General features: G+C 49.6%; 30 protein-coding genes. 29 read left to right on the top strand and 1 reads right to left on the bottom strand.

The window, feature by feature from the left end:
• The 25 genes from M2108_RS22790 to M2108_RS22670 all read left to right on the top strand — a co-directional run bounded on the left by M2108_RS22790 (position 1) and on the right by M2108_RS22670 (position 19,971).
• Positions 1 to 411 carry a phBC6A51 family helix-turn-helix protein gene (locus M2108_RS22790; RefSeq protein WP_277473017.1) on the top strand — a complete coding sequence of 137 codons (411 nt, stop codon included), beginning with the start codon at positions 1 to 3 and terminating at the stop codon, positions 409 to 411.
• Positions 404 to 1,798, top strand: coding sequence for a phage terminase large subunit (gene terL, locus M2108_RS22785; protein WP_277473037.1), 1,395 nt, complete (start codon positions 404 to 406; stop codon positions 1,796 to 1,798). Before M2108_RS22790 ends, terL begins: the two co-directional genes overlap by 8 nt.
• A gap of 3 nt (positions 1,799 to 1,801) precedes the next feature.
• Positions 1,802 to 3,280, top strand: coding sequence for a capsid protein (locus tag M2108_RS22780; protein WP_277473015.1), 1,479 nt, complete (start codon positions 1,802 to 1,804; stop codon positions 3,278 to 3,280).
• The gene (locus tag M2108_RS22775; RefSeq protein WP_277473014.1) at positions 3,277 to 4,392 is read left to right on the top strand and encodes a phage minor capsid protein; all 1,116 of its coding nucleotides are present in this window, start codon (positions 3,277 to 3,279) and stop codon (positions 4,390 to 4,392) included. The genes M2108_RS22780 and M2108_RS22775 overlap by 4 nt, the downstream gene beginning before the upstream one ends.
• 106 nt (positions 4,393 to 4,498) lie before the next feature.
• The gene (locus tag M2108_RS22770) at positions 4,499 to 5,095 is read left to right on the top strand and encodes a phage scaffolding protein (RefSeq protein ID WP_277473013.1); all 597 of its coding nucleotides are present in this window, start codon (positions 4,499 to 4,501) and stop codon (positions 5,093 to 5,095) included.
• 30 nt (positions 5,096 to 5,125) lie between these two features.
• On the top strand, positions 5,126 to 6,001 hold the full coding sequence (locus M2108_RS22765; RefSeq protein ID WP_277473012.1) for a capsid protein: 876 nt from the start codon (positions 5,126 to 5,128) through the stop codon (positions 5,999 to 6,001).
• 39 nt (positions 6,002 to 6,040) lie between these two features.
• Complete coding sequence (locus M2108_RS22760; protein ID WP_277473010.1) at positions 6,041 to 6,370, top strand: hypothetical protein; 330 nt, start codon at positions 6,041 to 6,043, stop codon at positions 6,368 to 6,370.
• Between the two features lie 8 nt (positions 6,371 to 6,378).
• On the top strand, positions 6,379 to 6,744 hold the full coding sequence (locus M2108_RS22755) for a head-tail connector protein (protein WP_277473008.1): 366 nt from the start codon (positions 6,379 to 6,381) through the stop codon (positions 6,742 to 6,744).
• Complete coding sequence (locus M2108_RS22750; RefSeq protein WP_277473007.1) at positions 6,744 to 7,070, top strand: hypothetical protein; 327 nt, start codon at positions 6,744 to 6,746, stop codon at positions 7,068 to 7,070. The genes M2108_RS22755 and M2108_RS22750 overlap by 1 nt, the downstream gene beginning before the upstream one ends.
• Before the next feature lie 21 nt (positions 7,071 to 7,091).
• Positions 7,092 to 7,463 carry a minor capsid protein gene (locus M2108_RS22745; RefSeq protein ID WP_277473006.1) on the top strand — a complete coding sequence of 124 codons (372 nt, stop codon included), beginning with the start codon at positions 7,092 to 7,094 and terminating at the stop codon, positions 7,461 to 7,463.
• On the top strand, positions 7,460 to 7,849 hold the full coding sequence (locus tag M2108_RS22740) for a minor capsid protein (protein WP_277473005.1): 390 nt from the start codon (positions 7,460 to 7,462) through the stop codon (positions 7,847 to 7,849). Before M2108_RS22745 ends, M2108_RS22740 begins: the two co-directional genes overlap by 4 nt.
• A gap of 9 nt (positions 7,850 to 7,858) precedes the next feature.
• Positions 7,859 to 8,308, top strand: a complete 450-nt coding sequence (locus M2108_RS22735) for a phage tail tube protein (protein WP_277473004.1) — start codon at positions 7,859 to 7,861, stop codon at positions 8,306 to 8,308.
• A gap of 19 nt (positions 8,309 to 8,327) precedes the next feature.
• Complete coding sequence (locus tag M2108_RS22730) at positions 8,328 to 8,636, top strand: hypothetical protein (RefSeq protein ID WP_277473003.1); 309 nt, start codon at positions 8,328 to 8,330, stop codon at positions 8,634 to 8,636.
• Entirely contained in the window at positions 8,605 to 8,985 is a 381-nt protein-coding gene (locus M2108_RS22725) for a Gp15 family bacteriophage protein (protein WP_277473002.1), read from the top strand. Before M2108_RS22730 ends, M2108_RS22725 begins: the two co-directional genes overlap by 32 nt.
• Positions 8,985 to 11,843 (top strand): phage tail protein, encoded by a 2,859-nt coding sequence (locus tag M2108_RS22720; RefSeq protein WP_277473001.1) that lies wholly within the window; start codon positions 8,985 to 8,987, stop codon positions 11,841 to 11,843. Before M2108_RS22725 ends, M2108_RS22720 begins: the two co-directional genes overlap by 1 nt.
• A gap of 14 nt (positions 11,844 to 11,857) precedes the next feature.
• A complete protein-coding gene (locus M2108_RS22715; RefSeq protein WP_277473000.1) occupies positions 11,858 to 12,217 on the top strand; it encodes a DUF6711 family protein in 360 nt (119 codons plus the stop codon).
• A 3-nt stretch (positions 12,218 to 12,220) separates the two neighbouring features.
• Positions 12,221 to 14,248: a hypothetical protein gene (locus M2108_RS22710; RefSeq protein ID WP_277472999.1), complete on the top strand. Its 2,028-nt coding sequence runs from the start codon at positions 12,221 to 12,223 to the stop codon at positions 14,246 to 14,248.
• A gap of 66 nt (positions 14,249 to 14,314) precedes the next feature.
• Entirely contained in the window at positions 14,315 to 14,857 is a 543-nt protein-coding gene (locus M2108_RS22705) for a hypothetical protein (protein ID WP_277472998.1), read from the top strand.
• A 69-nt stretch (positions 14,858 to 14,926) separates the two neighbouring features.
• Positions 14,927 to 15,166: a hypothetical protein gene (locus M2108_RS22700; protein ID WP_277472997.1), complete on the top strand. Its 240-nt coding sequence runs from the start codon at positions 14,927 to 14,929 to the stop codon at positions 15,164 to 15,166.
• Positions 15,108 to 16,838, top strand: coding sequence for a hypothetical protein (locus M2108_RS22695; protein WP_277472996.1), 1,731 nt, complete (start codon positions 15,108 to 15,110; stop codon positions 16,836 to 16,838). Before M2108_RS22700 ends, M2108_RS22695 begins: the two co-directional genes overlap by 59 nt.
• Positions 16,839 to 16,853: 15 nt before the next feature.
• Positions 16,854 to 17,135 carry a hypothetical protein gene (locus M2108_RS22690; RefSeq protein WP_277472995.1) on the top strand — a complete coding sequence of 94 codons (282 nt, stop codon included), beginning with the start codon at positions 16,854 to 16,856 and terminating at the stop codon, positions 17,133 to 17,135.
• Between the two features lie 96 nt (positions 17,136 to 17,231).
• Complete coding sequence (locus M2108_RS22685; RefSeq protein ID WP_277472994.1) at positions 17,232 to 18,539, top strand: glycosyltransferase family 39 protein; 1,308 nt, start codon at positions 17,232 to 17,234, stop codon at positions 18,537 to 18,539.
• 151 nt (positions 18,540 to 18,690) lie between these two features.
• Complete coding sequence (locus M2108_RS22680; RefSeq protein WP_277472993.1) at positions 18,691 to 18,954, top strand: hemolysin XhlA family protein; 264 nt, start codon at positions 18,691 to 18,693, stop codon at positions 18,952 to 18,954.
• Between the two features lie 4 nt (positions 18,955 to 18,958).
• Entirely contained in the window at positions 18,959 to 19,225 is a 267-nt protein-coding gene (locus M2108_RS22675) for a phage holin family protein (RefSeq protein ID WP_277472992.1), read from the top strand.
• Entirely contained in the window at positions 19,225 to 19,971 is a 747-nt protein-coding gene (locus M2108_RS22670) for a M15 family metallopeptidase (RefSeq protein ID WP_277472991.1), read from the top strand. The genes M2108_RS22675 and M2108_RS22670 overlap by 1 nt, the downstream gene beginning before the upstream one ends.
• 212 nt (positions 19,972 to 20,183) lie before the next feature.
• Here the strand turns inward: M2108_RS22670 and M2108_RS22665 are convergent, their stop codons facing one another.
• Positions 20,184 to 21,698, bottom strand: coding sequence for a recombinase family protein (locus M2108_RS22665; RefSeq protein WP_277471648.1), 1,515 nt, complete (start codon positions 21,696 to 21,698; stop codon positions 20,184 to 20,186).
• Between the two features lie 522 nt (positions 21,699 to 22,220).
• Here M2108_RS22665 and M2108_RS31675 point away from each other — a divergent pair.
• The 4 genes from M2108_RS31675 (at position 22,221) to M2108_RS22650 (ending at position 23,888) form a co-directional block, all read left to right on the top strand.
• Positions 22,221 to 22,397, top strand: coding sequence for a helix-turn-helix domain-containing protein (locus M2108_RS31675; RefSeq protein ID WP_481856941.1), 177 nt, complete (start codon positions 22,221 to 22,223; stop codon positions 22,395 to 22,397).
• Position 22,398: 1 nt separating this feature from the next.
• Positions 22,399 to 22,590, top strand: a complete 192-nt coding sequence (locus M2108_RS22660) for a helix-turn-helix domain-containing protein (protein WP_277471647.1) — start codon at positions 22,399 to 22,401, stop codon at positions 22,588 to 22,590.
• 432 nt (positions 22,591 to 23,022) lie between these two features.
• Complete coding sequence (locus tag M2108_RS22655) at positions 23,023 to 23,205, top strand: helix-turn-helix domain-containing protein (protein WP_277471646.1); 183 nt, start codon at positions 23,023 to 23,025, stop codon at positions 23,203 to 23,205.
• The gene (locus tag M2108_RS22650; protein ID WP_277471645.1) at positions 23,205 to 23,888 is read left to right on the top strand and encodes a helix-turn-helix domain-containing protein; all 684 of its coding nucleotides are present in this window, start codon (positions 23,205 to 23,207) and stop codon (positions 23,886 to 23,888) included. Before M2108_RS22655 ends, M2108_RS22650 begins: the two co-directional genes overlap by 1 nt.
• The last annotated feature ends 46 nt before the right edge of the window (positions 23,889 to 23,934 follow it).

The following is a 23,934-nucleotide window of genomic DNA, read 5'->3' as shown; positions in this document are numbered from 1 at the left end:
GTGCAGCAATCTGCAACAAATCCGGATAATGAGCAAAATCTCACGAGATCAGAGCAGGCGCTGCTTGAGGCCCTACTGAATCCTGAGAATCGGATCAAGAGTGTGACAGACATTTGCAAAGTCGCCAAAGTGGACCGGGCCACGTATTACCGAGCATTCGCGAAGCCGGAATTTGTCGCGCTTTATAATAAGCGGTCGGTGGATCTCGTCAAGCAGTCCGTGGCTTCCGTGCTCAATACATTTGTCCGGGAGGCACAGCGCGGCAGCTTCCAGCACGGGAAGGTTGTCCTGGAGATGGCTGGCTTGTATGCTGAAAAGTCCGATGTGAAGCTGTCCGGCTCCGTTGAAGTCGACAATCCGTATAAGGGTCTAACAACAGCCGAGCTGAAGAAGCTGATTGACAGTGGATAGGGAGACGATCATCCGGGGTGCCCGTATCGAGCTGGCTCGGCGCGAGTTCTTCAGCTTCTGCCAGGCAATGGCTCCAGACTTCTACCGCTCGGATCGGCAGTACCTGACGGACTTATGCGGCGAAATGCAGGATTTTTACCAATCGGACGATGATATCCTAATCGTCAACGAGCCTCCCCGGCATGGTAAGAGCCGGACAGCTTCCATGCTGGCCCAATGGGTCTTCGGGCAGAACCCGCGTGAGAAGGTCATGACGGGCAGCTACAACGAGACCCTATCCACTACGTTCTCCAAGGCCGTTCGTAACGGCATCGGTACCGTGAAGGCTGATCCGAACGTCATTGTGTACAGTGATATCTTCCCCCAGGTCCGCATTCAACGCGGGGACGGGGCAATGAACCTGTGGAGCCTGGAGGGCGGCTATAACAGCTATCTGGCTACGTCTCCTACGGGCACGGCTACCGGCTTCGGGGCCACGCTGCTGATCATTGATGACCTGATCAAGAATGCCGAAGAGGCCAGCAACGAGAACACCTTGGAGAAGCATTGGGAATGGTTCACGAACACGATGCTGTCCCGCTTGGAGGAAGGCGGCAAGATCATCATCATCATGACCCGCTGGGCTACAGGAGACTTGGCAGGGCGGGCGCTGGAGCATTTCCGAAGTGAGAAGAAGCGCGTCCGTCACCTGACCATGAAGGCGCTCCAGGATGATGGCACGATGCTGTGCCCGGATGTCCTGTCCCGTGAGAGTTACGACATGAAGGTCCGGGCCATGGGGGCGGATATCGCCAGCGCCAACTATCAGCAGATCCCGATTGATATCAAGGGCAAGCTGTATAGCAGCTTCAAGACATATACGCAGCTGCCGGCGGATGGCCACGATGAGCCGCTGTTCACGGGTATTTACGCATACTGTGATTCAGCGGACGACGGGGCGGATTACCTGTGTAATATCATCTGGGGTGCGTATCAGAAAGAGGCGTACGTCCTGGATGTCATCTATACCAAGCAACCGATGGAGATTACGGAGCCAGCCACAGCGCAGGCTCTTTTTGCGTTCAAGGCAAATAAAGCCCGTATTGAGTCCAATAACGGCGGTAAGGCTTTCGCGCGGAACATCAAGCGGATCCTAGAAACGGAGCTGAAGAGCAACCGTACCGATGTGAGCTGGTTCCACCAAAGCAAGAATAAGACGGCCCGGATCGTCAGTAACGCGACCTGGGTCATGCAGCACGTCTATTTCCCGGTCAACTGGCGGGACCGCTGGCCGGACTACTACAAGGCCATGACGAGCTATCAGCGGGAGGGCAAGAACACCCATGATGATGCGCCGGATGCTACAACAGGCCTGGTCGAAACAATGTACCTGCTGAATGGAGGTTAGGAAATGGGGTGGTTTAAGAGCATGGTCATGAAAATACTAAAGATCACGCCGGCGCCGGAAAGCCAGGTCATCACGATTCAGGAGCCGTATAGCTACGGGGCCAATGTGTTGCGCAACCGGCTGTGGTATCGGGGAGATCCGTCCGAACTGGATCAGTTCTATAAGCAGAATGTGACGGATGCGGTGGGCCGTTCCCGCTTCTGGGCAGCCGTACCGTCAACGGGCCTGGGTATCCGCAAGATTCATTCAGGGCTACCGGCCATGGTGGCGGACAGGCTGTCGGATATCGTAGTGGCCGATATGGACGCCATCACACTCCAGAACGATGCTGAGACAACCGCGTGGGATGAAATCAGCAAGGATAATGATTTTCCTGAGCTGCTGGCTGGTGCCGTTACAGAGACGCTGAGCGCAGGAGACGGAGCATTTAAGGTCACACTGGACCCCGAGGTCAGCGAGTATCCGCTGATCGAATTTTATTCTGGGGATCAGGTGGAGTACAAGCGGACCCGTGGCCGGCTACAGGAGGTCATATTCTACAGCGACTACAGCGTGGATAAGCGGGATTATCGCCTGATAGAGACATTTGGCCGGAAATACATCCGTTATCAGCTGCTGGATGCCTATGGCAAGCAGGTGCCGCTGTCCCTGGTGCCGGAAATTGCGGATTTGAGAGATATCGAGTATGACGGCGACTTTATTATGGCCGTGCCGCTCATGGTGTTCAAGTCTACGAAGTGGCCAGGACGCGGGAAGTCGATATTCGACAGCAAAGCCGATTCATTTGACGCCTTGGATGAGGTTATCAGCCAGTGGATGGATGCAATCCGCTCCGGTCGGGTACAAAAGTACATTCCGGAAGACATGATTCCAAAGAATCCCGAGACCGGGGCGTTGATGCGGCCGAATCCGTTTGATAATCAGTTTATCCGGATTAGCAGCGTGATGGCCGAGGATGCCAAGGGGCAGATTAGCCTGGTGCAGCCTCAGATCCTCTATGAGGCGTTCGTGGCTTCTTATGCTTCAGCCATGGATATGTGCTTGCAGGGCATCATCTCACCCAGCACATTGGGAATTGACCTGAAGAAGACTGACAATGCGGAGGCCCAGCGGGAGAAGGAGAAAGCCACGCTGTACACACGGGGCAAAATCGTTGATCGGCTCAATGAGGTCATTCCGGAGCTGGTGCAGACCGTCCTGAAGGTGTACGACACGATGAAAGGCCGCACTGCTGGCGAGTATGAGGTCAGCGTGACCTTCGGGGAGTATGCCGCGCCAGACTTTGGCTCTGTCGTGGAGACAGTAGGCAAGGCCCGGACATTCGGTGTGATGTCCATTGAGCGAGCCGTGGAAGAGATGTATGGCGATACCTGGACGGATGAGGAGAAGGCCGAGGAGGTCGCCAGGCTGAAAGCTGAGCAGTCTGGACCTACTTTCGATGAACCGGAAGTGCGAGATCCGGAAGAAGTTGATCCGGAATGAGTAATAAAGCCTATGATCTTCGCCGGATCTATGCGCAGATGGAGATTGACCTGATCGCCAGTATGAAGCGCAATCTGACGCGGCATGAGAATGAGGAGAAGAAAGAGGGCTTCGAGTGGGAGCAGTGGCAGCAGCGGAAGCTGGAGGACCTGAAGCAGTACCGGATCGAGGCTGCAAGGATCGTCAACAAGGCCATACCGGAGATTGAGGAGACGGTGGAGCAGGAGGTTAAGGGCTCATTCAGGCGCGGCTTCAGTCGAGTAGGCGGGCTGCTGAAGAAGATCTTTAACCGGGTGATCCCGACCAAGCAGGACGCCATTGACGACAGCAATTTCTTCAAGGCAAATGAGCACAGGATCAACGCTCTGGCTGCGGCTGCGCAGCAGGAGCTGAGGAAAGGGAATCAGGCCATCCTACGCCGGACAGATGATGTGTTCCGGCAGACCATCTTCAAGAGCCAAGTCTATCTGAACAGCGGCGCTGCTTCGCTGGATCAGGCAATCGACATGGCCACAAGGGATTTTTTGGACAAAGGCTTGGACTGCATCACATACCAGGATGGCCGCAAGGTGAATATTGCTTCATACGCTGAAATGTCCCTGCGCACCTCGTCTCAGCGGGCAGTATTCGCGGGAGAGGGGGCCAAGCGGCAGCAGGCTGGTAATCCTTTTGTTGTCGTATCTGCACACAGCAACTGCTCAGAGCTGTGTCTGCCGTGGCAGGGCAAAGTTTATATAGATGATGTCTATAGTGGCGGTAAAGCCTCAGACGGCCCTTATCCGTTGCTGAGTACAGCAATGGCAGGCGGCCTATTTCACCCGAATTGCCGGCATAACATGACCACGTTCGTGCCTAATGTGAGCCGTATGCCGATGCCGGTAGACAATACGGCAGCGCTAGCCAGTTACAAGCAGGAGCAGCGGCAACGGTACATGGAGCGTCAGGTGCGGCTGTATAAGCGAAGAGCAGCCGGCAGCGTGGACCCGGCCAATAAGGCGCGCGCAGAAGCTAAGGTGAAGCAGTGGCAGTCCGCGCTCCGCAGTCATCTGAAGGCGAATCCGGAGTTGAGGCGGGATTATAGTCGCGAGAAAATACGAATACCACCTGCTTAGGCCCTGGCTGAGACTGCTGGGGCCTAAGCTTTTACTCTGGCCGGAGTATATCGGCCACTCCCATAGCTGGAGAGCAGCTATAAAAATCTATGGAGGTTGATGACTAATGGAATGGTTGAAGACGCTTTTGAAGGCAGCAGGCGTGGAAGATTCAAAGGTGGACGGTCTGATCGGTGATGTGAATAAGGAGTTGCCGAAGCATTTTGTCCCAAAATCGCAATATAACGATCTGTCCGACACTAAGAAGAAGCTGGAAAAGGACATTTCAGACCGCGATGCACAGCTTGAAACACTCAGCAAGGATGCTAATGCTACTGAAGGGCTGAAGGCTGAGATTACCCGGTTACAGGGCGAGAATACCAAGGCTAAAACCGATTACGAGAACAGCCTGAAGGACATGACGCTGACGAACGCGATCAATGCTGCGCTCAGCGGCAAGGTTCACAATGAAGCGGTTGTCCAGGGGTTGATTAAGAAGGACAAGCTGGTAATCGGGGATGACGGTAAGGTGGTCGGGCTGGATGAGCAGCTGACCGCGCTGAAGACCTCTGACGCGTATCTGTTCAAGCCTGAGGGTAACGGCGGGGCAGGTGGTGGCGGTAATGGTGGCTTCCGTGTAGGCGGCGGGGGCGGTCAGGCAGGCACAGGCTCTGCTACCAATGATCAATTAGCCAGCATTTTTGGAGTGGCTGAAACCAAGTAATCATTTTATTAAACAAGGAGAGATGTACAAATGCCGTACAACTATGTAGAGAGCTTCCAGACTACCTTGCAGCAGAAATATACGAAGGAGCTGGCATCAAATGATTTGACCACGCAGAATGCGATGTGGGTCAATCACAAGACAATTAAGGTGCCACGCCTGGACGTAGCCGGCTATAAAAATCACAGCCGCGCAGGTGGCTGGAACCGTCAAGCGGTCAGCAATGACTTTGAATTGAAGACGCTGACCTTTGACCGTGACGTTGAGTTCTATGTGGACGCTATGGATGTGGATGAAACAAATCAAATCGTGTCCGCTGCAAACCTTACGGCCGTATTTGAGAAGGAACAGGCGATTCCGGAATTGGATAAATATCGTTTCTCGAAGATTTACGCGGACTATGTGGCCTTTGGCAAGACCCCGGACACTACAGTGATTGACGCGACCAATGCGCTTGAGGTCTTTGATCAGCTCATGCTGAACATGGACGAAGCGGAGATTCCACTGGAAGGCCGGATTATGTATGTAACTCCGACCTATCTGAAGCTGCTGAAAGCGGCAGAAGAAATCCGCAAGGTCATCTATGTGAATCAAAACAGTGGAGCTGTTAACCGCACGGTCCGCAGCTTGGATGAGGTCAAGCTGATTTCCGTGCCGTCGAGTCGGATGAAGACCGTTTATGACTTCACCAACGGAGCTGTACCTGGTGTAGGGGCTAAGCAGATCAACCTGATTCTGATCCATCCGGATTGCGTATGGGCGCCAATCAAGCACACGGCCATCTACCTGTGGGAGCCAGGAAGCCACACCCAAGGTGACGGATATCTGTACCAAAACCGCCGTTATACGGACCTGTTCCTGATCGAGCGGAAGACGCCAGCTATCCAGATCAACGTTCAACCCTAATTTATAACGGCCAAGGGCCGACAGAGAGGAGTAAATCACATGTTGATTGCAGTGAAGGGTAACACGCAGCTTAAAATCGATGATTCGGAGCGGGACTCCTACCTCAAGCTCGGGTATGACATTGCTGAGCAGGAGGGCAATAAGCTTGAGGTGGTCGAGAATGCTCCGAGTAAAACCGTTTCATGGACGGAGTATGATGCACTGGTCAAGGAAAATGCTGAACTGCTTAAGCAGGTGGCAGCGTCCGGATCCGGCACTCCTGAAGCTTTGAACGGCATGAAGGTGCAACTGGCTGATGCTGAAAAAGAGATCGAGTCTCTGAAGGCGCAGCTGGCTGATGCCAAGAAGACCGCCAAAGCTGAGAAGTAGGTGATCATATGGCCTATGCCACAGTAGCGGAGTATGAGCAGTACGGTGACGGCAGCATACCTGCAGAGGAGCTGCCTGCCGCGCTGGAGCGGGCCAGTGATCAGATTGATGCGCTGACCTATAACCGGATAGCTGCAGGCGGCATAATTGATCTGACATCGTTCCAGCAGCTTAAAGTGATCAAAGCGGTCTGTCAGCAGGCTGATTTCTATCATACCTATGGCGACTATCTAAACTTCCCACTCTCTGGCTATTCTGCTGGCAGCGTCTCGCTGTCGTTTAAGAGCGTTGAGGGAGCTGGAGGGGTACAGACCACGGAGGCTGTGAGCAGCCTCTTAGCCGCCACAGGGCTGACGAGTAGGAGGCTATGTTGATGAAGGGGAAGCTACCGTTTCCAAAGTGGATACTCAAAACGCCGGTGAAAGTCTATCAGACCTATACCAGTGAGGACGGGGAGCCTGTCGAGGAGTTAATCTTCGATGGGCTCTGCTGTTATGAAGAAAAAATGAAGCAGAAGCTGGACAAAGAGCGCCGCCTGGTGACGCTCTCCGGCAAGGTAATCATCCAGGGAGACATTAACCCCGGGAAGCTGATTGAGGGGCTGGTGCGCTTCGGTGAGATCGAGCGGCCTATCTTCAGCACTTCACGGCCGCAGCATCCGGACGGCAGCGTGTTCAGCACGGAACTGGAGCTGATGTAGATGGTCAAGGTTAGAACATTGATGAATAATCGGGCTATGAACCGCTTACGGGCAGCGCCTGAGAGAGCACTGATCCAAGTTGTCGAAGGTGCCAAAGAAAGCATCCTGTCCGATATTATGGTCTCTGAGGTCGTACCTAAGCAGACTGGCGAACTGGAGCGCAGCGCGACGATCGATGCTAGTAAATCGAAACGCGGTAAGGTGACTATTACCTACGATACGCCTTATGCCCGCCGGCTATATTGGCATCCGGAGTATTCGTTCCGGAAAGACAAGAATCGGCATGCACAGGGTGAGTGGCTTAAAGCCTGGGCGGAGGGTGCGAAGACCAGGGGTGTCACTAAAGCCTTTAAGGCATTACTGAAGAAGTTGGCGGGAGGGTTTATCCGATGATGACTCTTGCCGCGGTTCGTGATTGGATGAAAACACAGGTAGATTGCCCCAACTGGTATATCGGTAAAGCGGATACCAGCAAGCCGCAGTGTATCGCTCTGTATAGTATGAACAACGAATCACCAGTGCTTGCGATCGGGGGGCTGGAGAACACCAGTTATGCAGTAAAGCCGATTTCTATCCTGGTGCACTGGACAAAAAACGCAGACACAGCGGAGCAGAAGGCCCAGGAGGTCTATGCTGCGTTATTTGGGCAGCCTGCTGTCATTGCAGGCAAACGGGTGATTAGCTTTCAGATGCGGACGTCAGAGCCGGTCAGCGTCGGCACAGATGACGCAGGGTATTACGAATACGTGATTGAGGTCACGATCTATTATGAGAGGTAGGGGATTTAAATGCCAGAAGGTGTTTTCCCGGTACACAATAATATTTTCAAGGTTGGTTCTATGGGTCGGGCCTCTACGGCCCTGGAGATGATTGAAATCAAGGACCTGGAGAACTTCAGTATTTCCATTGATGGCAACACTGAAGAGTGGTCCCCAATGGACCAGGCAGGCTGGACGCGCCGGGCCGTAACCGGTAAGGGCATGACCATCAGCTTCACAGGCAAGCGGAATTACGGTGATCCTGGTAATGACTACATTGCCGGATTGATGCTGGGCACCGGCCAGGAGGTTGAAACAAAATTCGAATGGACGCTGCCGAGTGGCGCGAAACTTGAAATGAACTGTGTAATCAACTTGACCGCTCCAGCAGGTGGTGACTCCACCAATATTGATTCTTTGGAATTCGAACTGCTGTCAGACGGCAAGCCCACATTTACACCGGCGCCAGTAACGCCGTAATTGAGAGGAGATTAATCACATGACTAAAGTAGTGAAATTGTCCAATAAATTTGCCAAAGATGAAAAAGCGGGTATCGAGATCGGCGACAAGATTTATGAATTTGATGCGTCTGTTGAAACAGCGATGCTGCTGGAGGATGCAGTTGCCGGTGATGGGCGTGTCAGCTCCCTTGTTGCCGCACTGGAAGGCGTCCTTGGCGCTGAAGCGGTTGAAGATATCGGTGTTAAGAAAATGAGTCTTGCCAACATGAAAATCCTGATTACCGGTCTGTCCGCTGCCCTGCAGGGAACGACTTATGAGGACGCTTCTGCCCGATTTCAACGGTGATCCGCCTCAAAACTGGTATGACCTGCGCGAGGACTGGGCGCTAATTGAAGCGAGCCTGGCGAAGCAATACGGCATCCGGATTCGGCAGCAAGGGGATATGCCCTGGGAAGAGTTCTGTACACTTGTGAGCGGGCTGATGCCGGATACTCCGCTGGGCAGCATTGTAACGATCCGCGCGGAGCAGGACCGGAAGGTTATAAAGAATTTCAGTCCGGATCAGCGGCGAATTCATAGCGAGTGGCGGACCCGGCAGGCCGAGGCAAAGCTGCAGGACCCTGAGAAGCTGGATAAGCAAATGCAGAGCATGGAGGCTGCGCTGGCCCGCATGTTCGGAGGAGGTGGCACTTAATGGCCGGAGGCAGCGCGGGAAGGATAGACTTAGATCTTGAGCTGAACTATGGTTCGTTTCAGCGCCAGCTCAGCGGCATTGCAAATACAGCAGACCATTTGGTGGGAAATGCATTTAAAGGTCTCGGCGGAATCATCGCCGGGGCTTTTGCTGTTAAAGGGCTGGTGGATTTCGGTCGGGAAGCGATCAACCTGGCCTCTGACCTGCAGGAAGTGCAGAACGTAGTGGACGTTACGTTTGGCACCATGTCAGCACAGGTGGATGCTTGGTCACAGGATTTGATTGAGTCCTTTGGCCTTAGCGAACTGTCAGCCAAACGCTACAGCAGCACGATGGGGGCGATGCTCAAATCATCTGGGCTCACAGGTGAGGTCGTTCGCGATATGTCGCTTGGTCTGACGCAGCTCTCTGCGGACATGGCATCATTCTACAACCTTGCCAATGATGAGGCTTTCTACAAGGTGTTCTCGGGCCTTACTGGGGAGATTGAGCCGCTGAAGCAGCTCGGTATCAATATGTCAGTCGTGAACATGGAAGCTTATGCGATGACGCAAGGCATCAGCAAGTCGTGGGCGGCAATGACGCAAGCTGAGCAGACCATGCTCCGGTACGGCTATTTGATGAAGGTTACAGCAGACGCACAGGGTGACTTCGCCCGTACGTCAAACAGTTGGGCGAACCAGACCCGGGTACTGACGGAGCAGTGGCGTATATTTCAGGGGACGATGGGTGCCGGTTTTATCAACGTGCTGACTCCGGTTATCCGGGGACTGAACTGGCTGATCGGTAAGTTGCAGATTGCAGCTCAATATTTCAGAGCTTTTACCGAGCTTATATTTGGTAATGCGGCGGATACATCTGCGGCTGCCGGGTCCACGGCAGCGGCTATCGGCGGAATGGGAACCGCCGCTGGCGACACTGCGGGCTCAATGGGCGACATGGGTGACGCCACGGCGGACGCGGGCAAGAAGACGAAGAAGGCCGGTAAGGACGTCAAGGGCAGCCTGGCCGGGTTCGATCAGCTAAACACATTAGCGAAATCCACGGCAGCGGCTGCGAGTGACGCCGGCGATGCAGCTGCAGCCGGCTTTGGAAATCTCGGAGCAGGGCTGGGCGGAGGCTTTGGTGACCTTGATCTGGGGGCCCCGGATATCAATGTTGACCCCGTTAAAGAAAAGGTTAAGGGCTTCGTGGCAGACATGAAACAGATGTTTGGCTCATTGGGGCAGATCAATCTGGATCCACTCCGCAAATCATTAGGCGGGCTATGGGGCGCAGCAAAGCCGTTCGCTAAGAATGTAGGACAGGGCTTACAGTGGTTCTTCAATAATGTGCTGGTCCCTCTGGGGAAATGGACGATTGAGAAGGCGCTGCCGGCATTCCTGGATGTTCTGGCTGGCGGTATCCGGAGCGTTAACAGTGTCATTGATGCCTTTAAGCCCGCGGCAGTCTGGCTTTGGGATACCTTCCTGCAGCCGTTAGCGGCATGGACCGGCGGAATCATCATCGAAAGTCTGCACGCTCTAGCGGACGGTCTCAATGCTGTATCGGGCTGGATCAATCAGCATCAGGACGCCTTCGTAAAGGGGGCATTGCTGATCGGCGGCTTCTTTGCGGCCTTTCAGGTAGCTGGCATCCTTCTGGAACTGATCCCACTCCTCGTTGTAGTAGGTGAGGCGGTCACTTCAGGACTGGCTATGGCGGCGGCTATGGAAGGGCTGGCAGCGGCATTCAGTGCGGTATTTAGCCCCGTGAATCTTGTGGCGGGCCTGATCACTCTGCTGGCCGTTAGCTTCATCGAGCTGTATCAGGAGAGCGAGACGTTCCGGCAGCAGATCGTGCAGCTGGGTGAGACTTGGAAGCAGGCTTTGGAGCCGCTGGCTACTTTCGTTTCTACCGTTCTGACAGATGCCTGGAAGCAGATCCTGCAGCCGGCCATTAACTTCTTCCTGAAGACGCTGCTGCCGCAGCTCATATCGCTATTCAAGCAGTTGTGGCAGCAGGTGCTTATCCCGCTGGCCAACTTTATTGGAACGGTACTGAAGCCGGTCTTCAGTATTCTGTCCGATCTGTTGACCATGCTCTGGAAGAATATCATTCTACCGCTTGCGAAAGCTGTGGGCAGCGTGCTGGCAGAAGCTTGGAAGTCTATTTATGAGATTATGAGTAAAACGGTCATCCCGGTTGTCGGCAAGGTTATAGATGTGCTGACTTGGCTCTGGAAAAACGTGATCAATCCAGTTATCAACGTGCTCTGGGATACCTTGAAACCTGCGTTTGACACAGTGTTCAAGGGAATCGGGACTGTTATTGAGGGCCTGAAGACCACGCTGAACGGTGTACTCAAATTCATAACCGGCGTCTTTACAGGAGATTGGGGCAAAGCCTGGGACGGCGTTAAGATGATTTTTAAGGGTGTCTTCGACTCGCTGTACGGAATTGTGAAGACTCCGCTGAACCTGATCATTGATGCGATAAATGCCGTGATCAAGGGACTGAACAGCATTGAAATCGACCTGCCGGATTGGATGGGCGGGAAGTCTTTCGGCATCAATATCCCGAAGATTCCGAAACTGGCCAAGGGCGGACTCGCATACGGCCCTACGCTGGCCATGGTCGGGGATAACCGGGGAGCTGCCGCAGATCCGGAAGTAATCAGCCCGCTGTCCACCCTGCAGGAAATGCTGGACATGAGCAATCAGACGATGGTGGCTGTCCTGCTACAGATTCTGGATGCTATTCGGAGTAATGACAAAGAGACGGTCATCAAGTTCGGCGAGACGGAGTTGGGCCGCGCTGCGATCAAGGCGATAAACAGTGTGCAAAAGCAACAAGGGCGGACGTTGCTGAACGTTTAAGGAGGAGTTGGTGAATGTTACTAAAAATTAACGGCACGGAGATTGCCGCATACCCGGCCACATTTCAGCCGACTGTGATGGATCTGGACGACGGTGATGCCACTGTCCGGACTGCCAATGGCACATTAAATCGTTCTCGAATACGAGTGCTCCGGCAAATTGATATGACTTGGGGGATTCTTACTGCTGCTCAAATATCAGCGCTCTTGCAGTCCATGTCCGGTGTGTTCTTTGATTTTTATTACTTGGATATTATGTCCGGGAAATATGAGACACGCCGGATGTATGTTGGCAACCGAACGGCGCCGATTGCCTTGAGCAAAGGGAACGAGACTTTATACAATGCCCTCAAATTGACTTTGACGGAGCGATGACGTATGCACCCTATATCTAATATCTTCACGGAGTACCTGCGCCGGCACGATCAGGAGTTTCACGTTAAGGCTACAGTTAACGGGGAGGAGTACACAGACAGTCAAATTGTAGATTTCAGCGTCGAGGACCGGCTTACGCTGTCGGATGGCTTTGAGATCGGAACAGCCATCCCCAGTAAGCTGCTCTTCCGGATTCGGGCGGCGGAGGAACTTCCTGCTAACGCTCAGATCATCCCCTATGTGGCTTTGTCGCTGGCAAACATGACCTGGATGGAAGCGGATATTGCTTGGGAGGATAACCCCTTCCCTTGGACAGGCGGGGCCACAGAATGGCTGCCGATGGGCGAGTTTTATATAGACAGCCGGGACAAGGTGAATGATGTCTGGGAGTATACCTGTTATGACAAGCTGGTATACGCAGATCAGCCTTACATCTCGTCACTGACATATCCAACAACGCAGCAGGCTGTCTTTGATGAGCTTTGCAGCAGACTGGGCTACGTCAGTGATAGTAGTGTGGCTATTAACCCGACCTACACTGTTCCGGTGGCCCCGTCAGGCTTCTCAATGCGGCAGGTGCTCGGGTATATAGCCGGCGCCAACTGCGCCTCTCTGTTCATGGGGCGCGACGGTAAACTGAAGATGAAGCGGTTTGTACCCAATGAGCAGCCCGTCTTTGATCTGGGAATGGCTGATTACATTCGTGCCCGGCAGACCAATCCTCTCAAATCCTACAGCCGCGTTGTGGTTACATATGACACGGAGGATAACCTGACCTATGAGTCCGGCAGCGGCGATGAGAATCACACGCTCACACTGGAGAATCCATTGATAACGCAGGCAATGGCAGACGCTCTGTGCGCTTCTCTGAGCGGCGTGTCTTATCTACCCCTCACTATGGACGCCAAAGGTTATCCGCAGCTGGAGCGAGGTGACCGGATTGGTGTGGGACTCTATGAAGGCACAAGCTGGATGGAGACAATCACGCCGTGGAACGCAACGGAAATCCCTTGGACGGGCGTCGTGCAGTATCAGTCTTACGTCCTGCACCAGGTGTTCTCCTTCAAAGGCGGACTCCTGATGTCCATAGAGTCGCCGTCCGTGTCGGAGCAGCAGAGTGAGTTTAAGGTGCCCGGCACTCTTTCAGAGGCGGTCGATAATCTGGATAGGACCGCGGTGAAAGAAGGCAAGTACTACTACGGTACGACGATCACCCGGTTTGCCGGCATCAAGGTGCAGCGCAGCGACGGCAAGAGTGATCTTACGCTTAATTCGGATATTATGGACTGGCGAGTGGACGGCGTCTCCCAGCTGTATTATGACGCTCTTGCGAACCGGATTAAGTTTTCCGGAAGGCTGGAAGCAGCGGAGGGGGTATTCACCGGGAAGCTGCAGGGCGGCGAGATCGAGATCGGCAGCGGAGACAATGTGTTCAAAGCCAATGATTGGGGTTTCTGGTCCGGGGATCAGACTTATGCGGACGCACCGTTTAAGGTGGATATGACGGGCCACATGACCGCAACTGATGCTTTTATCCAAGGTACTATTCAATCTTCCGAAATCCTGGCAAGTACATTTACAGCAGGGCAGATCCAGACGGCAGAGGATGGCGTGTACCCCCGAGCCGAAATGAGCAGCACGAACAGGATGTTTTCCGTTCGGACATCATCATCCATTGGAATTGATATGAGATCTCTGGGAGCCAGCTCGCTAACTGACTTGCATTTCACGAATGGCAGCACTTACGCCTATATGAGTCTCCCGAATTCAGGGTTATATCTTAACGGAAATGCGAGCCTGATGATGGAATTCGCCAATATCTATTTACGAGGCTATAACGGATCCTATGTGTCCAAGTGGAGTGATTTCCGCAGTGAGGAGACGGGAAGCTCCCTTCAATCTGAGTTGAATACCTTGGTGTCCCTGATTACGTCAGCAGCCATTAACATGACGTTTGATCCAACTACACGGAATTTAAAACTTTTTAGCATGGCCGGCACACAACTTGCAATTGTAAATATTCCGCAATAGGTTGAAACTTTTGACGAAATCAGACGATAATAAGATATAGAAATCTTTGCCAAGGGAGTGTTTAGGTTGAAGAAGTTTATATCCGGAGTTATCGTCGGCGTTTTACTGTTTGCCAGTGCATCAGCATTTGCAGATTCAGTAGGCATTTTCGGAAAGAAAGTGACAGGGATTTATACCATAATGCAGGACGGTAAAAAAGTTGCTGAGGCAGGTATCATTAACGGGTCAGCGTATGCACCAGTCAGAGCAGTATCCGATGCCGTGGGGGCCTCGCTAACAGTGGAGGGGAGAACTATCATAATAGAGTCAGGCAGCGCAGCTGCTTCAGCAGATGAAACGACCATTCAACTTAATGCATTGAATTTGAAACGGACTCTGCTTCTGAAAGATGTTCAGGCGGCTGAGGGTGGTGTTAAGATGTACGAGACAACCTACATCCCAAATGCTGAACGAAACTATCAGGGAGCCGTTTCTGAGTCTGAGAAGAGTGCTCTTGCTAAAACGTTGGAGGCCCGCAAGGCCGAATACGAGCAGCGTAAGGCCGAGCTCGCGGATCTGCAGAAGCAGCTGACCGAGCTGGACGCCGAGATTGCGGCTCTGAAAAACTAATATAGCTCTCACAGAGTCTCGCCGGATCCGGCGGGGCTTTTTGTGTTGCGGTCAGAGGAGGTTTCACCCTTGGGTAATATTCAAACTGTCATTAAAGCTGAGCTTGATCCCAGCCTGCCTGTGCCTGAATTGCTCTCCGTCATCCAAGCTGTTACCCGGTTCCACCCTACCCAGGAACGATCCATACTGCTTGGGCTCATGGAGAATTTGGAGAAGAGATTGATCTTTTTAGATAAAGGAGCTGAGAAGCATGCCAAATCGCCTGATGAACCTGGACGGGACCAAGCCGATAAAGGAGAACTGGGATGACCTGAATGTCGGCTTCGACAATACCGAAGCTGAGCTGGACGCAGCTGCTGCTGTCTCTGAAGGTATCCAAGCTGAGGTAACCGAACATAAAGATTCCACTGCCGCCCATGCTGCAGAGCACATCACGTATGCCGGCACTGTTGTGGGAGCGGAAAATATTGAGCAGGCGATTGATTTTGTAGATGAGCGGGTCAGTACAATTATCGCCGGTGGTGGAGAGGGAAAAGACCCCGAACTGACGGACATTAAAACACCCGATCCGGGGTACACTCCTGGCCGAGAAATTGTCGTTGCGGGTGATATGGTCCGGGATATGCAGCATCAGTTTAGTGCGCAGTTGGCGGATATTGCGCTCAACATACGGTCCTTTGGGGCTGCGCTTGATGGCGTTAGTGACGATACACAGGCGTGGATAGACGCGCACGATGCGCTACCGGCAGGCGGCGGCAAGATACTTGTCCCGGTTAGCGCTGGTACAAAAATAACCTCTCATTTATTTTTTACCAAGCCGGTGGTTATTGAGGGGAATTTATCTCCCACTCTATCTTCTTCCATAGGATCAATCATTATATTAAGCGGATCGGGAGAGTTAACATTATCAGGCGATGGTTCCGGTGCTTCTAATATCAATATATATGGAGCGCCGGGGAATACAGGAAACGGAATTAACTTTACAGGCGGCAGACCATGGACAGTCAATTTATTGGTCACAAATCAAGGGAATGACGGCGTCGTTTTCGGCAGCGAAAGCGCGACTACAAATGTTAACAACTTCAATATAATTAATCTAAAATCAAAATCAAATGGAAGGAACGGAGTTTTGATTGCTTCTAATAATTCTGTTCTGCCTGATACAAACGCCGGTTCAGCTTATGGGATTGACGTTGCTGGGAATGGCGGGGACGGCCTTAAGCTATTAAATGCCTACAGTAATACCTTTGTTGGGGTGCATTCAGAACGAAATGCTGGCAATAACCTTTCATTATATGGTTCTGGTGCCAATACATTCTTGAATCCATACCTAGAGAGCGCAGGCATGTCTACAAATGAAATTTATATTGATTCCACCAGTGTGGAAAACAAAATATTAGGGATGCCGAACAACCATTTCGCTACTAACCTAGTAGTTAATTTAGGTGCTCGAAATATAATCTGGAGTACAGAAAGAAACAAGGGACTTTTCAATTTCCTATCCGGCGAAATGATTTTTGAAGTGGATGGTGTATCTGCTCATGGAGTAACTGGGTACTGGAGAAGATCGCAGAATGTCTCAAATGGTAACTACGAGATTACGAGATCCGGCACATCGACCAACGGAGATATCGACTTTACCCAAAGTACGGGGATAGTAAGGCTGCTCATGGATAAAATCATAGTTGGTTATGGTACAACTGGAGCATCGGCTATTGTTAAAAATGTATATGTGATTGGGACCAGAGATTTCGGGACAATAAATGCGAACTCCACAAAGGATCTAACAATTACAGCAAATGGTGCATCCGTAGGGGATTTTGTACAAGTTTCTAGGCTAACGGCAATCGATGCAGGACTTACTTTGACTGGGTTTGTTTCAGCGGCGAATACCATCACCATTCGTATGTCTAATTCAACTGCTGCCAATATAACCACTGTAAGTGATTCATACCGGTGTTTGGCTACGAGAGCGGAATAAAAGGAGGTTATTGAGATGGCGTTACAAAAAAATTTAATGAGTTCTACTGGAATGGAAGTTCCCAACGCCTATATAAAAATAGACAGTTATCAATCCGATTCACAAAATAATGTAAGTGCAAGGATCAGAGCATACGTCAGCAAAGAACTTGAGATAGAAGGTAAGGCCCCGATAGAAGGAACTGAGGACGTTATTCTAATGCAAGCAGAGTACTCGGAGGAATCGGTAAACGCCAAAAGGCAAATTTACAATTACATGAAAACATTGGGTAAGTATTCTGATGCAATTGACGCATAAGAGGTGTTTCCTTCAATGAAAATTTTAAATAATATCCATATTTTTCTTCGGTAATTTATGTTATATTTGGGCGAGGTCAAATATTGGAGGATTATGGTGGAAATTCGAACAAGAGAAATTCTAATTTGGTTTACTGCGTTGGTTTTTGCTGGATTTATAGCTGTAGGAATAAGTTCCTCAAGTATGGCGGGTATATTCCTCGAATCCAAGTCAAAGGGTTTTTTAGCAGTTTTAGTGATGCTTTCATCTGTAGTATTTGTTGTTGTAACCTCAGTTAAAAATCATTATCAAATAGCCAAATTCGTCTATTTAGGGCTGTCTTTGAGGCTAATCGTATTAATAGCTATTGCGTTCTTCAACATCTTGCCATACTCGTTTGATGTGGCGTGGGACGAGTATTCGGAAATTCTCCTGCCTAACTGGCAAAGAGGGGATTTCGGATACTCCTTCCCTATGTCAGGAAATGTGAAGTACTATACGTATCTAGCTACTTCGGTATATTACATCTTTGGCAGCAATCCCGTATTTATGATGTTGTTAAATGTGCTTTGGGGTACACTATCGATTATACTGATCTACCGCATTGGATCAGAGTTGTTTAATGAAAAGTCAGGAAAGTTAGCTGCGTTTATTTTAGCATTTTGGCCATCACATATACTTTTTTCTGCCATGAATATGCGCGACTCACTGGCTACCATTCTAATTCTTGCACTTTTGCTGAATTTAATAAAATGGATCAAGTATAGCAAAGGTAGTAGTCTTTTTTTAGTAGTTGTTTTACTGATTGGAAACATTATGATCCGGCAACAAAATGCCGCGCTTTTAGGTGGGACTGTATTACCTTTGATAGTATTGTTTGCGATCAAAAGAGCGCATCCTTTACTTAAACCTATATGGGTAATTGCAGGATTTGGCGGGCTGCTTGGACTATTTGGTGTAGCTTGGAAACTCGGTTATTTAAGTGCTTTGGATATATCCTATGTCATCCGTGAGATGAATTATAGGACGGATGGAGGCAGTGCGTATCTTACTAGTATGCAGTACTCATCTTGGCTAGATATAATTATCTATGCTCCAGTCAGACTGATATTTTTCCTCTTTACTCCGTTTCTGTGGCAGGCATATAATCTGCAACAGGCCCTTTCGGCAGTAGAGAGCTTAATTCTGATGTTTTTTTCGGCTGTAGTCATTAAAAATATCAGATTACTGCGTGGAGTATCTAAGAATAAATTAGCAATGACTGCATTTATTTTGATTTGTTTCATAGGTCTGCTGGCAAATTCGATAATTGATAGTAATACAGGCACAGCGGTAAGGCACAAACTACAATTTTTATGTATGGTTTTTGTTCTTTACTCATACATAAAAACTAAGAAAAAAGAAAGTACTACAGAACGGATATAATTTTTCTCGCAGTAGGAGAATACTGCGCACTAACGATAACCGCCCGATGAGGCGGTTTTGTTTTGCTTCACAATTCAGGCACGTCCTCCGGGGCGTGTCTTTTTCATACCGACACAGATAGGGGGATTACATTATGTCAGGAGGCGGGATCGTGGGGACAGAGGATAAACTGGTTGAGATACAGATCCAGCTGGCACGGATCGAGAAGACGCTAGAGGTTGTGCCGGCGCTAACATCGACGGTAGAGTCCGCGCGGGACATGGCGAGAGATGCTGCTCAAAGCGCTAAGGCCGCGCATCACAGGTTAGACCGCATTGAGGACAACCAGCGTTGGCTCTGGCGGACGTTTGCGGCATCGGCTATCACCGTTGTCACTGGTGTTATTGTTGCAGCCATCAAATTAACAGGGGGTTAAACAAATGGAATGGAATGCTGTATCGAGCTTTATTAAGCCGGAGCTGCTGCTGGTGCTTACTGTCTGCTGGGTGATTGGGTATATCCTCAAGCAGACACCACGCGTGCCTGACTGGACGATCATCTATATCGTCACACTGGTGGCTATTATTGTTGTCTGCCTCATGCTGGGGTTAAGCCCGGACAGCGTCCTGCAGGGCATTCTGTGCGGGGCTGTGGCTGTGTATGGTAACCAACTGGTCAAGCAGACTAAGAAGGGAACGGATGAGTGATGGCGCTGACACTGGATCAGGTAAAAGTAAAGTCTGCCGCGCGCCTGGAAAGACTTCAGTCGATCGTCAAGGCGGCGGCTGAGGCGCTCATTGAGCGCTGCTACGCCCGAGGAGTGCAGATCATCATTACCCAGGGGCTGCGGACCATTGCGGAGCAGGACGCGCTGTTTGCGCAAGGTAGAACACAGGCGGAGCTAAACGTAGTGGGCTTATCCCATGTAAAGGCGCAGCCAAGCAAACCCAAAGTCACGAATGCCCGTGGCGGGTACAGCAATCATAACTTTGGTTGGGCTATCGACTTTGCATTGCTGCTGCCGGATGGGCGTACCGTCTCATGGGACACGCTGCGGGACGATGACAAAGACAGCCTGCCGGATTGGTCTGAGGTAGTAGAGGAGGCTAAAAGGCTCGGGTTTGAATGGGGCGGCGACTGGCGTTCCTTTTTGGATCTACCGCACCTGCAGATGGTATTCGGCCTGACTACCACACAACTGCGGATCGGCAGGCAGCCAACGGCAGCGCAGATCGCAGCGGTTGAAAGGAATTTATACAACACTACGGAGGCCATTAAGGGGGATGACATTTTGGAGCTGACTAAATATCAATGGGATGCCTTGAAGAATAATGTTGAAGCCCTGCTTAAAGCAGGGACGATTTCGGATAAAGCTTGGCTGACGAAAATTTCCGAAAAAACGCTCACCGTATCTGAGCTTGCTTGGCTATCGTTTATACTCACTACCAAGTAAAATCGGGGGCTAGTACTGGGGGCGAATTGGGGGCATAACCCTCTAAGTGGTACCTTAATTCAACTTAATTCGCCCTACTCAATAGGCAAAAGACCCTTGATTTATAAGGGTCTTTGTAATTTATTAAAATCCATAGTAGCCGAAGCGGTTCCCGCATACGGTGCATGTGGAGTGCGTATTATTGATGGAATGGAGGGGCGAGCCTAAATAGGCTACGCCCCTTGTTTTAGTGGATTTTGGAAGTTGTAACTGATTTCAATTGAACCATCCTCATGAACATCAACACGGTTAATCATCTTGTGAATCATATCTCGCAGGATTTCCTCATTACTTACATCTAGCGCGGAAAACTTCATTAACTCTGCCTTAAACGCTGATACTCGTGATTCTGTATCATGTTCGTGGGCGATTTCTGTTTGAAGTCGAGCCTTCCTTTCCTCTAATGCTTGGCGTTCATTTTTGACCGCCCCACAACAGGCGTTGAATATTTCCTTATTAATATCACCGCTAGTCCACTTTCTCGTAAGCTGAACGAGTTCCATATCCAATTTGGTGATTTCGCGTTGAACCTTTTTAAGTTCTTTAACAGCGTTGTTTTTCTTAATTCCTGCTCTTTGGATAGTCATGTCAACTAATAATTGCATGTTCAACGAGTTACCAATCAAGTCTTTTAGATGAGCAAGGACAACGTGCTTAAGAGCGTCATGCTTGATGATATGGGAGGAACATTTTTTAGCCGTATTCTTTTGATACGTAGAGCAGACATATGATTGACGGTCGTTCTTGTAGTTCATTCCTGCTCCGCAATCCGCGCAGAAAGCTACCCTTGCGAATAGAGATTTGCGCCCTCTGCCCCTAAATACTCGTAGAGCTTTTTGCTTCATTTTTTCTTGAACGGCTTCAAATTGTTCGTGAGTAATGAGAGGTTCATGTGTATTGGGAACGACTATCCAATCCTTCTCATCAATCTTATGTCGCTTCTTGTAGCCCTTTTTTTGAAGATGGATTTTGTCCGTGCTATCCACCTTAGAACGTCCTTGTACCAAGTCGCCAATATAGTGGTGGTTAGTAAGCATCAGGCGGATGGAGGAATCATGCCACTTCTTTGTGTTCTTTCTCGAAGGAAGTACACCTAATTCATCATTCAAGTAATTGGCTATTGCCTGAACGCCCATCCCTTTGTTTAGGTATAGGTCGAATATTAACTGTACGGTGGGGGCGTGAGTGACACTAGGAACTAATTTTCCCGGCTTCACTTTGTCGTAGCCGTAGGGCGGCGTACCGTGAAAGATGCCGTTGCGTGATTTAACTCCTATTCCCCAACTAACGTTGTATGACGTATCCTCGCTTTGCCGTTGGTTTACCGCTGAAATAACGGTAAGCTGTAACTCGTCTTTTATTTCGCCTTCTCTTGAAGAAAATAACATCACATCGTAGCTATTAAGAGTTCTGACAATGTTTAGAGTGTCGGCTGTATCACGAGATAGTCTAGACAATGCTTTGATTAGGACTACATCAAAACGTTTCTTTTCTGCATCTCGCATAAGTCGCTTTAGTTCTTCACGTTGGGCGATACTTGTACCAGTAATGCCCTCATCTGCATAAACGTCTACAAGTTCCCAACCTTTTTCTTTTATATGGTTTTCAAAGTACGATACTTGACTTTCAAGGCTATCCTTCTGACTATCTAATCCTGTACTTACCCTTGCATAAATGGCACATCTCATGCACATTCTCCCCCTTTGGAGTCCTGTTTTTGAGATGTGGCAGTATTCGCTTGCTTATTATCGTATGACTGCTCAATCAACGTGTCAATACGAGATTTCAAGAGTTCAAGTATGAGGTTTTGTATGTTGTTTTCGTTGTAGAATTTACAAGTTACTTTCATTACGTCTACCCCCTTGGCGTTTTCACAGTAACTATCGAGCCAAGGTCTTAAATAATTGCGGTGGAGTGCTTGATATTTAAATTCTATTGGTATAACCCAATTCCCCAAAATACAAAGCAGACGCGTTTTGTTTTTTTTGCAGATGAAATCAATGGATTAAATGGTAATGAAGCTACTATAACGCTCATTCTATCTTTGAAAAAGGTCACCTTCGTTCTCTCTTCCACATTCCAAACTAAATGCCCGTACTTATCAAATAAATAAAGATTCTTCAATATTTCTACGTCACGATGATAATTTTCCAAAACTAATCCTTATATTGTGAATGAATCTATTTCACACCTGAAAGGAGCAGTTCTCATTGGAACGCTTATACACCATCCGTGAAGTGATGGACATTCTACAACTGTCTCATACAACGGTTTATGCCATGTGTCAGAACGGGCAGTTACCAAGCTGTAAAATCGGGGGCTCGATTAGGATTCCTCAGGAAAGTCTTAGGAACTTCATTCTCAATAACACTACAGGAGGTCAGTAACATGGAATTACTAGGTAAGCTTCACTCTGTTGACGAAGTCAGCAAGATGCTAAAAGTTGACCGTAAAACCGTTGATAGATGGGTAAAAGAAAACAAGCTAACTGCGATGAAATTAGGCGGTACGCTTTGGCGTATACGTGAGAAGGACTTGAATTACTTCATCCTGCAAGCACTAGAAGAAGGGAGACGTTAATCATGGAGAGAAACTACACGGTCTCACAAATCGCACATAGACTGTCTGTTCACAGCCGTAGCCGACTGGTAAGCGAGGATGCAGTCTATGGATGGGTAAGACAAGGCAAGTTGCAGGTCGAACGAATCCCCGGAAATATCAGGGGTGTAGGCAAGTATCCCTATTGGGTTCAGGAATCGCATTTGAAGGATGTATTAACCGAGATGGGATATGACTTTGACAGGCTCTTTCCTGACAATGACTAGCCGCCCGGATAGTAATGAACAAAGAAAAGCCCCTGCTGAGTGAAGGCAGGGGCATGAAGAAAGGACGTGTATCTTTATTATAAGCAAATCGCTTGCAACGATACCGCCCAAAGGAACGATTGTTACTTTGCGAGGATATTTTTTATCCTTCGATGTCGAAATTAGGTCAAAGTTGGGAGGGGTATCAATGAATGAACTGATTAACTGTAAGGAAGCCGCAAGAATAGCAGGAGTCTGCCCAAGGACAGTGCTACGAGCAATTGCTGCAAAAAAACTTGCCGCCCAAAAAATTGGTGACGGTATAACATCAACGTACCTCATAAGCCGCACAGCATTAGAAGGTTACTTACAACGTAGGGGGCGAGAATAATGGAGATAGTCCATGACAATAACTCGGAAACAAAACAACGCGAAGCATTTAAGCCAACTTATTTCAAAGGTTCATACTCCGATGAAGCTTGGTTAAATCGAAGCGAAGACAACGCATCTGATTACATGCGGAAAATTGCTGACAATGGAGCCTACGCTAACTTCAATAAGTTCTATGTTCAACTCCCTCACAAGTTGTATAGGTGCTTAGGCTTGACGATTTACGAAAAAATGATTCTGACAGAATTGGTAGCATACATGGGAGCTAACAGCCGCTGTTTCCCAACTCAAGAAACGATTGCTCTAAATATTGGAGCATCTTCAAAAACTGTATCTGACCACTTATGGTCACTTAGTGAAAAGGACTTTATTTGGGTGGATTACCGCAATCACAATAACCTATATTTTCTAGCGGCTAATCTTCAAGATAACCCTTATGTTGTCTTATCCGAGTTAACCCATCAGTTCATCAGAGAAAAGCGTAACTTTGAAAAGCTTAATGAGAAGTTACTCCTAGCATCCGTAAAAAAGTTTATTGATGGTGGGAAGTATGCCGAATATGCAACTGAAATTCAGAGAACTTACATGAATAGTGCAGAATCGGGAGACTACTCAGACGAGCCGGAAAAGGTAAAAGAAATCGTGAAGCGATTCAAGAAACATCTTGAAACATTGGTTAAATGAAAAGAGGAGATTCGGCAATATCCACTAGTTGGAGATAGCCGATTCT

Origin of the sequence: Paenibacillus sp. PastM-3 (assembly GCF_029893965.1) — a bacterium.
Lineage (GTDB): Bacteria > Bacillota > Bacilli > Paenibacillales > Paenibacillaceae > Paenibacillus_AQ.
The sequence above is the reverse complement of the archived record's forward strand: the minus strand, read 5'-3'. Positions and strand labels throughout refer to the sequence as shown.

What these genes read in the sequence shown, in the direction of transcription:
- M2108_RS22650 (WP_277471645.1), top strand. Translation starts at nt 23,205, where the DNA reads ATGGAGATAGTCCATGACAATAACTCGGAAACAAAACAACGCGAAGCA.
- M2108_RS22760 (WP_277473010.1), top strand. Translation starts at nt 6,041, where the DNA reads ATGTTGATTGCAGTGAAGGGTAACACGCAGCTTAAAATCGATGATTCG.
- M2108_RS22740 (WP_277473005.1), top strand. Translation starts at nt 7,460, where the DNA reads ATGATGACTCTTGCCGCGGTTCGTGATTGGATGAAAACACAGGTAGAT.
- M2108_RS22770 (WP_277473013.1), top strand. Translation starts at nt 4,499, where the DNA reads ATGGAATGGTTGAAGACGCTTTTGAAGGCAGCAGGCGTGGAAGATTCA.
- M2108_RS22755 (WP_277473008.1), top strand. Translation starts at nt 6,379, where the DNA reads ATGGCCTATGCCACAGTAGCGGAGTATGAGCAGTACGGTGACGGCAGC.
- M2108_RS22655 (WP_277471646.1), top strand. Translation starts at nt 23,023, where the DNA reads ATGAATGAACTGATTAACTGTAAGGAAGCCGCAAGAATAGCAGGAGTC.
- M2108_RS22750 (WP_277473007.1), top strand. Translation starts at nt 6,744, where the DNA reads ATGAAGGGGAAGCTACCGTTTCCAAAGTGGATACTCAAAACGCCGGTG.
- M2108_RS22660 (WP_277471647.1), top strand. Translation starts at nt 22,399, where the DNA reads ATGGAATTACTAGGTAAGCTTCACTCTGTTGACGAAGTCAGCAAGATG.
- M2108_RS22710 (WP_277472999.1), top strand. Translation starts at nt 12,221, where the DNA reads ATGCACCCTATATCTAATATCTTCACGGAGTACCTGCGCCGGCACGAT.
- M2108_RS22780 (WP_277473015.1), top strand. Translation starts at nt 1,802, where the DNA reads ATGGGGTGGTTTAAGAGCATGGTCATGAAAATACTAAAGATCACGCCG.
- M2108_RS22715 (WP_277473000.1), top strand. Translation starts at nt 11,858, where the DNA reads ATGTTACTAAAAATTAACGGCACGGAGATTGCCGCATACCCGGCCACA.
- M2108_RS22690 (WP_277472995.1), top strand. Translation starts at nt 16,854, where the DNA reads ATGGCGTTACAAAAAAATTTAATGAGTTCTACTGGAATGGAAGTTCCC.
- M2108_RS22735 (WP_277473004.1), top strand. Translation starts at nt 7,859, where the DNA reads ATGCCAGAAGGTGTTTTCCCGGTACACAATAATATTTTCAAGGTTGGT.
- M2108_RS22765 (WP_277473012.1), top strand. Translation starts at nt 5,126, where the DNA reads ATGCCGTACAACTATGTAGAGAGCTTCCAGACTACCTTGCAGCAGAAA.
- M2108_RS22745 (WP_277473006.1), top strand. Translation starts at nt 7,092, where the DNA reads ATGAATAATCGGGCTATGAACCGCTTACGGGCAGCGCCTGAGAGAGCA.
- M2108_RS22695 (WP_277472996.1), top strand. Translation starts at nt 15,108, where the DNA reads ATGCCAAATCGCCTGATGAACCTGGACGGGACCAAGCCGATAAAGGAG.
- M2108_RS22670 (WP_277472991.1), top strand. Translation starts at nt 19,225, where the DNA reads ATGGCGCTGACACTGGATCAGGTAAAAGTAAAGTCTGCCGCGCGCCTG.
- M2108_RS22665 (WP_277471648.1), bottom strand. Translation starts at nt 21,698, where the DNA reads ATGAGATGTGCCATTTATGCAAGGGTAAGTACAGGATTAGATAGTCAG.
- M2108_RS22775 (WP_277473014.1), top strand. Translation starts at nt 3,277, where the DNA reads ATGAGTAATAAAGCCTATGATCTTCGCCGGATCTATGCGCAGATGGAG.
- M2108_RS22720 (WP_277473001.1), top strand. Translation starts at nt 8,985, where the DNA reads ATGGCCGGAGGCAGCGCGGGAAGGATAGACTTAGATCTTGAGCTGAAC.
- M2108_RS22725 (WP_277473002.1), top strand. Translation starts at nt 8,605, where the DNA reads ATGAGGACGCTTCTGCCCGATTTCAACGGTGATCCGCCTCAAAACTGG.
- M2108_RS22675 (WP_277472992.1), top strand. Translation starts at nt 18,959, where the DNA reads ATGGAATGGAATGCTGTATCGAGCTTTATTAAGCCGGAGCTGCTGCTG.
- M2108_RS22730 (WP_277473003.1), top strand. Translation starts at nt 8,328, where the DNA reads ATGACTAAAGTAGTGAAATTGTCCAATAAATTTGCCAAAGATGAAAAA.